At 39.7% G+C, this 12471-nt stretch carries 9 protein-coding genes and 2 riboswitches; all 9 genes read right to left on the bottom strand.

All coding sequences use genetic code 11. From position 1 onward, the window contains the following. Positions 1–52 precede the first annotated feature (52 nt). Entirely contained in the window at positions 53–766 is a 714-nt protein-coding gene (locus tag NSU19_RS03450; protein WP_063389264.1) for an urea amidolyase associated protein UAAP1, read from the bottom strand. Between the two features lie 62 nt (positions 767–828). Further along, positions 829–951: riboswitch (guanidine-I (ykkC/yxkD leader) on the bottom strand. Between the two features lie 136 nt (positions 952–1087). Then, the gene (locus NSU19_RS03445) at positions 1088–2779 is read right to left on the bottom strand and encodes a methyl-accepting chemotaxis protein (protein ID WP_339198801.1); all 1692 of its coding nucleotides are present in this window, start codon (positions 2777–2779) and stop codon (positions 1088–1090) included. 34 nt (positions 2780–2813) lie between these two features. Continuing rightward, a complete protein-coding gene (locus tag NSU19_RS03440) occupies positions 2814–3608 on the bottom strand; it encodes an ABC transporter ATP-binding protein (RefSeq protein WP_186439255.1) in 795 nt (264 codons plus the stop codon). Continuing rightward, positions 3609–4427, bottom strand: a complete 819-nt coding sequence (locus tag NSU19_RS03435; protein WP_063389266.1) for an ABC transporter permease — start codon at positions 4425–4427, stop codon at positions 3609–3611. A gap of 13 nt (positions 4428–4440) precedes the next feature. Next, positions 4441–5466, bottom strand: coding sequence for an ABC transporter substrate-binding protein (locus NSU19_RS03430; protein ID WP_066247003.1), 1026 nt, complete (start codon positions 5464–5466; stop codon positions 4441–4443). A 140-nt stretch (positions 5467–5606) separates the two neighbouring features. Beyond that, a riboswitch (guanidine-I (ykkC/yxkD leader) is annotated at positions 5607–5737 on the bottom strand. A 349-nt stretch (positions 5738–6086) separates the two neighbouring features. Beyond that, the gene (locus NSU19_RS03425) at positions 6087–8024 is read right to left on the bottom strand and encodes a beta-glucoside-specific PTS transporter subunit IIABC (RefSeq protein WP_327847968.1); all 1938 of its coding nucleotides are present in this window, start codon (positions 8022–8024) and stop codon (positions 6087–6089) included. 175 nt (positions 8025–8199) lie between these two features. Continuing rightward, positions 8200–9612: a glycoside hydrolase family 1 protein gene (locus NSU19_RS03420; RefSeq protein ID WP_144598069.1), complete on the bottom strand. Its 1413-nt coding sequence runs from the start codon at positions 9610–9612 to the stop codon at positions 8200–8202. Between the two features lie 56 nt (positions 9613–9668). After that, entirely contained in the window at positions 9669–11132 is a 1464-nt protein-coding gene (gene ascB, locus NSU19_RS03415; RefSeq protein ID WP_063389269.1) for a 6-phospho-beta-glucosidase, read from the bottom strand. A 256-nt stretch (positions 11133–11388) separates the two neighbouring features. Beyond that, positions 11389–12219 carry a PRD domain-containing protein gene (locus NSU19_RS03410; RefSeq protein ID WP_063389270.1) on the bottom strand — a complete coding sequence of 277 codons (831 nt, stop codon included), beginning with the start codon at positions 12217–12219 and terminating at the stop codon, positions 11389–11391. Positions 12220–12471: the final 252 nt, after the last annotated feature.

Raw genomic sequence — 12471 nt, 5'->3', positions numbered from 1 at the left:
GTTGATCTTTAAAGGCATCAGCCTGGGTACTCAAACAATTTCCTGCCCAATGCTATAAAAGCGCATAATATTCCCAAGTATTTTCAAATGCCCGGCGGTTTTCAGGACGATAATTTACACAATAATCGTTCAAATCGACAGGCTCTGCCGGAAGCATTTCCATTGCCACCGGAACGGACGGATAGTTGGTTCTTGGATCAAGCGGGTTTGGTGTATTAGATACAATCAGCAAAATATCCATTTCTGTTCTTAATGTTACTGTGTCATTTTTTTTGCAATGATCCAAACAATAGGTAAGGTTGCCTTTGTCGTCGGTTTTCACTTTTGAAAACAGATTGACGACAGGAGCCATGTCGCGCAGGCTGAGCCCGTTTCTTACAAGTTCCATGGCAAAGTTCTCTTCTCCGCTTCTGAGCCAGTCATTTCTTAATTCTTGATAGCTTGTTTTTCCATATTTCTCATCTGTTCCTTCCCTTGTGGTATAGCCTGAAACAGTGTCGTGCCAGCCAAGGCTGTCGCTAGTGATGCTGGCCAATACTCGGCCGTTATCGCTCATCAATACGTTTCCCTTTGTCAAGTGAAATGTGTGCTGGGCTTTTAATGTATCCGGCATGTTATAACGCTCTGAAAGATCATGTGCATGATACATCATAAGTGAAAGATTGGCTCCAGCCTCCAAGGCTGTAAAACGAATAAGCTTTCCTTTTCCAATTTTTCCTGACCATTTTCCTCCAGGTACGATCGTTTTGCTGAAAATTTTAGTCATCCAAAATACCTCCCTTGAGACTTTTCTTAATGATCGTTGTAAAAAAATAAAAGCCTAGGGAAATCTCCCAGGCTTTTATCCTTCCGTGTTTATAGAAAGACATCTTTTGATGCTTTCTATACGCTCTCTCTCGGACCAGACCTGCTGCAAACTTAAGCAGCAGCGGAACCCTAGACAGCTTTTTTGTTCCTATCGATCAGGAACCTTTATGAAATTTTTATTTAAGATTAATATAGAAAGGAGTGCAGCATTGTTCAATGATTTTGTTAGATAATATAACATGAAACTTACAATGAATGCTGGAAATAGATAAAAACAATGTTAAACATTAAATTCCCCGATCATGTTTCTCAGTTTTTTTGCTACATTTGAGAGATTTTCTGCCGTTGCTGTAAATTCTTCAATTGCAGCCAGTTGTTCTTCCGTTGAGGCTGCCACATTTTGTGAATGAGCTGATGATTTTTTGGCGATGTCAGCCAATTGTCCGATAGAAACAGCAACTTGATCAGCTCCTGTTGACATTTGCTGGACAGATGAGGAAACCTCTTGTATTTGACATGTTACTTTCTCAACTGATGTTAAAATTTTATGGAAAGCGCGCCCAGCATCATCAACAACCCTTTTACCCTCTTTTAGATCGCTCCTTCCTTTATCGATATTCTCCACGGCGGCAGCAGCAATGGAGAGGACATGCTGTATCATTTCATTTATTTGAATTGCAGATTGTTTTGACTCTTCCGCCAAGTTTCGAACTTCCGTTGCTACAACAGCAAAACCCTTGCCTTGTTCCCCTGCACGCGCCGCCTCAATTGCAGCATTTAGAGCCAATAAATTCGTCTGCTCCGCTATATTTGCCATGACATCTGATATTTTTTTTATCTCGTCGGTAAGCTTGCCAAGTTCCTCAATCTTAATAAACGCTTCATCAACGGATTTTTGTAAAAATTCCATCTGCTTGACTGCTTTGACAATTGATTTGTTTCCTTCTTCTGCGATTTTCGATGTGGTCAAGGCCGATTCTGCTGCGAAAGAAGATGACGATGCAATTTTTTGAATTTCATTGGCAATATTATTCACCGCATGTGAGCTTTCATCCGCCATGTCCCCTTGATCACCGGCTCCGGAAGCAATGTCTTGAACTGCCATCGTGATCTGTTCTGTACTTTCCGCAAAGTTTTTAGTACCTTCAGAAAGCTCGAGTGCTGAAGCGGAAACTTCATCTGTCGTTTCCTTTATTTTTAGCATCATTTTTTGCAGGTTCTCCAGCATTCTATTAAATGCCGTGGCCAGCTTTCCAATTTCATCTTTATTCGTGATATGGATTCTAGCTGTTAAATCTCCTTTATTTCGCGCCAATTCCTCTAATTTATTTGCAATTTTCCACAATGGCCGGGTGGTTCTTTTAGAAATAAATATTGCAATTAAAATTCCTGCAAACAGTGCTGTGATAAATGCCGCTGCACCCGCCATGATTTTTTTTCTTATTAATTTTTCATCTTCCGCAATTTTCTTGGTTATCCGTTCTGTCTCAATTTGTTTGAATTCTTCCAGTTTGGAACTAAAAATAGCGCGAATATCCGCATATTCACCATGAAAAATAGCAAGCGTTTTTTGGCGGTCTTCCCCGGCCAATTCCATCATCTGCGTTTCTAATTCAACTAATTTTTGATTATTTATATTTAGATCGTGGAAAATTTTTTTCGTCCTGGAATCATCCAGCATCGGAGTCACTTCTTTAATATGTTGATCAATTTGCTTTGCAAACTGATTGTACTTTTCCCTTTCGGCCGTATTATCCGGTTCGATAATCACCCCTCTGACCGCATCTGTTAACGCAAGGTCTTCAAATTGAATCTGGTGGGCAAGCTGCAATTTTTTCATATCGGTATTTGCTAAATTAAAATAGGATTTGGAAACGTCCTGCAAAGTAGAGTAAACAATAAGAAAGGCGAGCAGGACAATTAGCAAAACGGTTCCAAAGCTAAGGAGCAGTTTGTTTCGTATCTTCATCATCAACAGCCCTTCCGATCCTTCTGTATTTTTTTTACTAATGCTTTAATAAAGAAATGATATGTTTTTTTACATTCATAAATTTCTCTACATCCACAAGCTCCCCATCTTGAAATAATTGCAAATCCGCATCAATCTCTTCGAGAATTCTCCCCGGTCTTGCTTCCATGACATATATTCGCTGGGATAAGAATAAGGCTTCATCGATGTCGTGCGTTATAAACACAATGGTTGTTTTTTCCTTCTTCCAAATATCCAACAATAATTGCTGCATGGATTGCTTTGTTTGTGCATCAAGCGCTCCAAAAGGTTCATCCATTAATAACACTTCCGGATTATTGGCCAACGATCTTGCAATAGCCACACGTTGTTTCATGCCGCCGGACAATTCTTTGCCGTAGGAATCCGCAAATCTTTCCAGTCCTACCAGCTCTAAATATCGATCGGAAATTTCTTTACGCTCTTTTTGTTTCATTCCTTTTAGCTTGAGGCCAAACTCTATGTTTTCTCTTACTGTCAACCAAGGAAACAACGTATAAGACTGAAAGACCATACCTCGTTTCGCACTTGGTCCTTTCACTTCTTCACCGGATACTTGCACACTGCCTGATGTCGGCTCCTCCAAACCTGCCAAAATTCTCAAAATGGTCGACTTACCGCATCCCGACGGTCCAAGAATGGAAACAAATTCTTCATTTTTTACGTACAAAGAAACATTCTCCAGCGCTTGAAAGGAGCCATTATTCGTTTTATACACTTTCGACAAATTTTGAATGTTTATTTCAATCTTCTCTTGGCGAAGATTTTTTTCAGCTTTGATAGCATTCAACATTTAATTTCCTCCTTCCGCCCATGGAAATAATTTTTTATTAATGTAGGCAAAGCATCTGTCAATAATAAGTCCCAACAGCCCGATAACAATGATTCCGACAAAGATGGACTCGGTATCCATGAAACGCTGCGCTTTCATAATCGAATATCCAAGACCGTTGTTTGCCGCCACCAGCTCTGCTACAACTAAATACGTCCAAGCCCATCCCATAATCAGCCGCATAGTTGTCATTAATTTCGGAAGCATTGCAGGGATGATAACCTTTGAGATGACTTGCCAGCGGTTTGCTCCAAGAGTATAGGAGGCATAAAGTAGGTCTTTATGAATCCGGTTTGTGTCATCTGCCACCATTAAAACGAGCTGAAAAAAGCTTCCGATAAAAATCACTAAAATTTTTGCTGTCTCCCCAATTCCTGCCCAAACCATAATAAGTGGAATAAAAGCGGCTGCCGGCATATACCTGATAAACTCAGAGACGGGCAAAATAACCGATTCTGCAAGCTTAAAAGTGCCAGCCAATATTCCGAGCGGAATCCCTAACAGACATGCCAGTAAAAACCCCATAAAAACTCTGTAGACGCTAATCCCGATTTCTCCCCAATACTCCGGACTTGAAAGGGCAGCAAAGAAAGAGCCCACAACAGCTGCGGGAGTCGGAAGAAATACTTCATCCACAAGTTTTAAATTGCTCAGCAAAATCCAAATGAGCAATAACAAGATAAAAGCAGCTGATACCCCAGTAAAATACCATTTTTTCGGAATATCCTCGCGTATTTTGAATAATGTCCATTGATGCCTTTTTCCTTTTTGAAGCTCCATCCATTAATCCTCCTTACTTTGCCCGTTCAATTTCCGCTTTTATAAATGAGGTGTCAACGAAGCTGCTAAAATCAGGAATGTCTTTAATAAACCCTAACTCTTTTAAAAATTCAGCATTTTTTTCAGCTGTGTAATAAAAAGATTGATAGTTATCTCCCTCTTTAAAAGCGTTCAAGCTTTCTTCAGGAGAAAACAGCTTGAATCCTTTCATCCCTACATCCAGCTCTTCTTTTGAAATTCCCGCCTCGTCCGCTATTAGTTGAATCGATTGATCGTAATTTTGCGAAAGATAGTCAACCGCATCAAACCATGCTGCTACGATTTTTTGCACGTCCTCTTTCCTCTCTTTCGCAACATCTCCCCTTACAACGAATAAGTCGGAAATCAAGCCCGGAAAATCAGCGGATGTCACCAACTTATGTCCTTTTCCCTTATTCACTGCCATGCTTAAAAAAGGCTCCCACAAACCGGCTGCATCCAATTTTCCAGCTATAAATGAATTTCCCGCATCTTGAACAGATAAGTTTGTAAATTTCACATCGGACTCCTTTAATCCCGCTTCATGCAATGCCGTGAGCAGAAAAAAGTGTTCAATCGTACCTATTTCCGTACCAACTTTCTTCCCTTTTAAGTCTTTAACCGAGCGAATATCATTTGAAGCAACAAGCCCATCGCCGCCAAGTGAATTGTCTGTAATAAATACCGCTTTTAAATCAATTCCTTTTTCTAAAGGGGAGATCGAATCAAGCAAAGCTTGGCTGTTTCCATCAATTTCTCCCGTATTTAATGCAGAAAGGGAATCAGCATATACTGGAAACCAAACCAATTCGACATCCACTCCATGTTTTTCGAAAAAACCCTTTTTTTCTACGAGATGCCATAAATACCAGCTCGGCAAGGCGCTGAAACCAATCTTAATCGGTTCTTTCTTGCTTTTATTGCCGCCAGAAGTTTCATTTGCAGATTTGCTTCCGCAAGCAGACAACAACAAGCAAAAAATGATAGAAAGAACAAGTAGTGGAAACTTCTTTTTCTTCATGTCTTTCACCTCGGCTTTATATTTTTCATCTCTTTTTGAAATTAGGTATTTCAAAATAGTGCTTAAAGAAATTCTGTTATATCCCCCTCCCCAGATTTTTAAATTTTCAGCTTTAAAAAAATAAAAGCCAGAGAGAATAGATCTCCCAGGCTTTTATCCTTCCGTGTATATAGAAGTTGCAATCAAACGCAGCTTCTATACGCTCTCTCTCGGACCAGACTTACCGGCGGTGATACAGCCTGCCAGCAACGGAACCCTAGACAGCTTTGATTTCCCACTTATTTCGGGGAACGATATTCACTTTTCATCATTCCAAGATACGCTGGCAAATGTCAGCTTTTCACCTTCTTTTTCCGGTTGACAGAGAATGAGAGATCACTACAAACTCTTTAGGGGGATTTTTTATTTATTAAGAATTATAGTTTATATGACTATATCTGCAATAAATATGTAATATTTTCTAACATAATTTCTCAAAATATTCGCATATTACGGAAACTATTATTACATAAAAGAATTATATTTTTTCAAAAAAACAGCATGAAAAGCTGCAAAACGTTCAAAATCTTCTTAAAAAAAGCATCTGCCCTTAATCAGCAGATGCTTTTTTCTTGTGAAAATCATTCCGAGTCATTTATAAGCGTCAATAAAGGTTCGCCAATTTTGATTTGTTTTTCTTTCGTTTCATTTATTTCTTTGTAGTGACTAGTGTTGGTTATAACAACCGGTGTCGCCAAATCAAAGCCCGCCGACTGAATTCCATTTATGTCAAATTCAATGAGCAGCTGTCCTTTCTCTACACGGGCGCCTTGAGTTGTATGAGCAGTGAAAAATTTCCCTTCCAATTGAACGGTATTCATGCCAATATGAATCAAAATTTCCGCACCTTGATCAGATGTTATTCCAATTGCATGTTTCGTAGGAAAAAGAGTCGTTACTGTGCCGGATACAGGCGCTACTAATTTTCCTTCCGAAGGCTCAATGGCTACGCCCGCGCCGAGGGCCCCGGATGAAAATGCTGCATCCTTGATGTCTGATAACGGCTTTACTTCGCCGTTAAACGGGCTGAAAATAATTTCTTTTTTACCTAATAATTCTTCTTCCGCGTCAGCCTCAGCTGTTGCTTGTTGGGATTGCCGATCTGCTTCTGCTGCCGATTTTTGACTGAATCCAAAAAGGAAAGTGAGGATAAAACCAAGGATAAAGGCAACGGTAATGGCAATTAAAGTGCCCCATAAACCAAACGTAATGCCTTCAGTCGGACTGATAAAGGATGGAATACCAAAAATTCCGAGACCTCCCAGCATATACATTTTTGAATCAAATACTCCTATGAGTCCTCCGCCAATTGCCGCAGCAATACAGCTGATAATAAACGGTTTTTTGAGCGGAAGCGTAACACCATAAATCGCCGGTTCTGTAACCCCGAAAACTCCGGAAATAAATGCAGGAACACTAAGCGTTTTCAATTTTTGCTGTTTCGTTTTCACCATTACGGCAAGTACAGCACCTATTTGTGCAAAAGAAGGAGCAAATGCCATCGCTAAAATAGGATCCGCTCCCATTGTGCTCATATTGTTGATGGCAATCGATACAAGCCCCCAATGAAGACCGAAAATAACAAATACTTGCCAGAACCCGCCAAGAAGCAGCCCTGCGATAATTGGCGATAAATCATTGATGGCAACTGTTAGTTGACCTAGAAGCTTTCCTGCCCAAGTTGCAATTGGTCCAATCAATAAAAATGTTAAAGGAACTATGATAATCAGTGTAAAAAAAGGAACTAAAAATGTTTTCACGACATCAGGAATAACTTTCTTAAACCAATTTTCCACCTTTGCACTAAAATAAGCAGCCAAAATAATCGGAATAACGGAAGATGAATACGTCATTAAAATGACCGGAATGCCAAGAAATGTAATATAAATAGGCGACTCAAACATCGTGCCTGAAAACAAAGTGTAAAGCGCTTTTCCGCTAGTAAGATTAGATAGTGTCGGATAAACCAATGACGCCCCGATCGCCATACCGATGAATGTGTTGCCGCCGAATTTTTTGCTGGCCGTATAACCAAGAAAGATCGGGAAGAAGTAAAATAACGAATCGCCAATTGCATATAAAATTTGATAAGTTCCTGATTTATCTGTTATCCAGCCTAGTGATGCGAAAAGAGCGGCAAAACCTTTAATCATTCCTGTTGCAGCTAGAACGCCGAGAGTTGGTGCAAAAATTCCCGAAATAATGTCAATAAAGCGGTTGAATAAATTTTTATCCTTTTTTCCCGCTTCCGTATCGACAGGCTTTGCAGCTTCAAACCCGCCAATAGCAACGACCGCCTTATATACATCAGGCACATGATTGCCGATGACAACTTGATATTGTCCGCCGCTTTTCATAACGGTGACGACTCCGTCCATGTTTTTTAACACTTCTGTGTTCGCTTTCCCTTCGTCCTTTAATTGAAAGCGCAATCTTGTAATACAGTGAACAACACTTATAACGTTTTCTTTACCGCCGACATTTTCGATAATGTCTTTAGCCAATTGCTCATATTTCATGATTGACCCTCCCAAAAATATATTTGATATATAAAAAACCTGAACCAATTTGAACGCGCACGAATAAACGCACTGTATTGTTCAAATCAGTTCAGGTTATGCCCGGATGGTAACATTCCTTCCTGATTTTTGACAGCTTCCCGAAAAAATTATGCAATTGTCGAATTTACTCTTTCTAATCTAAATTGGCTCCATTCGATGAGATGACTTGCTTATACCAATAAAAGCTTTGTTTTCGAATTCGGCGCAAATCTTTTAAATCAAACTCATCACGGTTAACGTAAATAAAACCGTAGCGTTTGCTTATACCTTGATGCGTGCTGACGAGATCAATAGCTGACCAAGGACAAAAACCGAACACTTCAACACCGTCACTAATCGCTAATTGCATTTGTTCGATATGGTTTCTTAAAAATTCAATTCGGTATGTGTCGTTTATAACATCGCCTTCTTCCAATTGATCGATGGCGCCTAATCCATTTTCCGTAACAATCAATGGCAAATGATAGCGGTCATATATTTCTCTTAATGTTGTCCGAAACCCGACTGGATCAATTTCCCAGCCAAATTCATTTTTCTTTAAATGCGGATTGGAGGCTCCTTTATAAACTCCCGGTTCCCCAACCGTAATATGCTGATCTCCTGTTTGGTTCACATCTTCTTCATTTCCTTCGCTTGCTGCTACTGTTTGCGAAGTATAATAGTTAAAAGCAATAAAATCCGGCTTGGCATTTTGTAAAATTTCCATATCGCCTTCAAGAATTGTTGGAGTATATCCCTTTTCCTCCAAGTAAGCCCAGGCAATATTGTTATAGCGCCCATATACAGCCATATCCAAATACAGCCAATTGCGGATGGCTGCGTAATTATTGGCAGCTAAAACATCTTCAGGTTTTGAGCTTGCCGGATAAATCGTCACAATATTCGGCGCCGGTCCGATTTTTGCATCAGGCAGCATTTGATGGCATAACGCCATTGCCTTCGCCTGAGCGACAAACATATGATGATTTTGTTGATACAATTCTTTTTTTGGATTTTTTAAGTTCGGATCAACGGTCCCGATCGCTTCGCCATGAAGGATCATCATATTTTGTTCATTAATCGTCAGCCAATATTTTACCCGATCGCCAAAATGCTCGAATAATGTTTTGCAATAATTTTCATATGCATCAATCGTTGCACGATTGGACCAGCCGCCTTTTTCCTGTAATGCATAAGGCAAATCAAAATGATAAATCGTCACAATCGGTTCAATTCCATGCTTTCTGATTTCATTGATAAGTTGATCGTAGAACTCTATCCCTTTTCGATTTACCTCTCCGTCGCCATTAGGATAAATGCGTGTCCAGGCAATCGAAAAACGATATGCTTTAAAGCCCATTTCAGCAAACAGAGCAATATCTTCTTTGTAACGGTGGTAATGATCGCTGGCTACTTTAAAATCAGTTGTGCCTTCGGGGTATTTGGCCATATCGATAACGGAAGGTCCCTTTCCGTCTTCATTCCATGCGCCTTCCACTTGATAGGCTGATGTGGAACCTCCCCAAAAAAAATCGTTTGGAAAAGGCTTGCGCCGCTCGTGTTTCATGCTTACTACCTCCCATTTCATTTTTAAACAGAGTGATTTCGACATCGCAATCGTTTTTACAATTCTTCTCCATTCGTTTCGATTACTTTTTTATACCAATAGAAGCTGTCCTTCCGGAGGCGTTTCAATGTTCCGTTGCCGAAGTCATCTTGATCGACATAAATAAAACCATACCGTTTGCTCATTTCTGAGGTAGATGCGCTTACTAAGTCAATAGGCCCCCAAGTTGTATACCCCATTAATTCAACACCGTCGCCAATCGCTTCTTTCATTTGCTCAATATGTTTGCGCAAATAGTCGATTCGGTAATCGTCATGGATGCTGCCGTCTTCCTCAACCTTGTCGTAGGCCCCTAATCCGTTTTCCACTATAAATAAAGGAACTTGATAGCGGTCATACAATTTATTTAACGTAATCCGCAAGCCGACCGGATCAATTTGCCAACCCCAATCAGATGATTCAAGATAAGGGTTTTTCACACCGCCGATTAAATTGCCTGAAACTTCTTCAGCATCATCCTTCGTGCTGGCTACAAGTGTCATATAGTAGCTGAACGAAAGGAAATCCACTGTATATTGTTTTAAAATGGCATCATCGCCTGGAAGTTTTTCAATGTGAATATTATTTTCTGCAAAATAGCGTTTCATATAACTTGGGTATGCGCCGCGAACTTGAACATCTGTGAAAAATAAGTTCAGCTGATCTTCTTTTAATGCTTTAAGTACATCGTCCGGGTTGCATGTTTCCGGATATACTTCCAATCTAGCCAGCATACAGCCGATTTTTGCATCCGGAATGATTTCGTGGCATGCTTTAACAGCTAGTGCACTTGCTACAAATTGGTGGTGTACCCCTTGGAAGGCAGCTTGTTTTACATTTTCAACCCGATCGGTTAAAATGCCGCCGCCGGTGTACGGACTGAAAGTAATCATATTGATTTCATTAAATGTCAGCCAATATTTCACCTTGTTTTTATACCGTTTAAATACGGTTTCAGCGTAGTGAACAAAGAAATCTATCACCTTGCGATTCGTCCAGCCGCCGTACTTTTGCACAAGCCCGAGCGGCATTTCGTAGTGGGAAAGTGTAACAAGCGGCTCAATATTATATTTCGCCAGTTCGTCAAACACTTTGTCATAAAAGGCTAATCCTGCTTCATTTGGTTCGGTCTCATCCCCATTCGGGAAGATACGCGGCCAAGAAATGGATAAACGGAATACTTTAAACCCCATTTCTGCAAATAAGGCGATGTCTTCCTTATAGCGATGATAAAAATCGATTCCGAAACGTTTCGGGAAAATTTTATCTGATGCTGCTCCGCTTAAGATTTCCTCGATTTCTGCACTTGTCACATCTAATGAATGTCCGTTTTTACCACGTTTTTCTTTTGGTACATAAGCCACCATATCGGCAGTAGAAAGACCTTTTCCATCTGCATCAAAAGCACCTTCTAATTGGTTGGCAGCAGTTGCGCCGCCCCAGAGAAAGTTTTCCGGGAATTTCGCTTCGAAATGGCCCATTGTTCATTCACCCTCTCGTTATTATTAAAAAAATTTCCAACTTTATCCTGTCGCAAAGCGCTTATACGATCAAGAAAATAAAAAAACCTAAATTGCCCGCCATAAAAATGACGAAACAATTTAGGTTTTGCCTGCATGACCAGTAACAATCCTAAATGAAATGGTTTCTATTCGGTTGTTATTTACAAATTAGCATACGCTTTCATTTCCTGTCAACAGTTCATTTAAAAATTTTTACGAGAAGCTGAGATTTTGTTTAATTACGATTCACGACTCGATCAATATGAATTGTCAAATATAGTTTTTCTTCCGAAGTTATTTCATGGCCATGCACCTTTTGAATATAATCTTTTATTTTTTTCGTGCAGGCATAAGCTTCCGGATGCTTATTTTTTACGATTTCATACAATTCATCATCGTCGCTCTTCAGCAGCATGTTGTTTATGAGCCGTTGCGCGAAAAATTTCAAGTGGGTAAGGAAACGGAAATAATTTAATGAATCCTCGTCAAGCTCAATTTTAAAATGGTATTTTACAATATTCAGTATATCTTGAATAATCTTTGTCATATTGGCGACATCCGTCATTTCTTCATTCAGCTCAGCATTGACGAAATGCATCGCAATGAAACCGGCTTCATCTTCAGGCAGTTCAATCGCCAATTTGTCTTTAATCATTTTCAGTGCTTCCAAAGCGATTTGAAATTCATCTTTATATATCCGCTTGATTTCCCAAAGTAATGGATTCACAATCTTTATCCCTTGTTTTTGCCGTTCTATGGCGAAATTAATATGGTCTGTCAGCGATATATAAATAATATCATTCAGTTTTTTGCCAAGTTTATTTTTCGCGTATTGTATCATTTCCTCCGTTACTTTTACATATTCCATCGGAACCTCGTACAATAGCGATTTAAATTTACTGGCCATATCCTGATTTTCCAATTTAAAAATCTTTTCAATTCTGTCTTCATCAACCTCATCGCCAGGTCTTTTCTTAAAGGCAATCCCTCGTCCCATGATGACCAGCTCTTGATCATCTTGTATAACGCTGATCACGTTATTATTAATCACTTTTGCGATTTTCACGCGTACCCCCTGCCTTTGGTTTGATGCTATTATACCTATATATTGCAAAATGCACTCGATATTATTTATGAAAGAAGTCCTTAATTAAGAGAATTTACGATTTATTAGGATTTGTCAATACAAAAATTCGATTGCTAAAGCAGATTTTCGTTTTTTTTCATAGTAAGAGTCCGCCATCATGCGTTGGGTACAGCCCGACGATAAGGGGAGGTGAATTCACTTCTGTCCAGTACGCTTTCTATTGGTCAAAAT

It is taken from the genome of Aeribacillus sp. FSL k6-2211 (assembly GCF_037966125.1).
Classification (GTDB): domain Bacteria; phylum Bacillota; class Bacilli; order Bacillales; family Aeribacillaceae; genus Aeribacillus; species Aeribacillus composti.
Note: the sequence above shows the minus strand (reverse complement) of the source record. Positions and strands in the feature narration are given on the sequence as shown.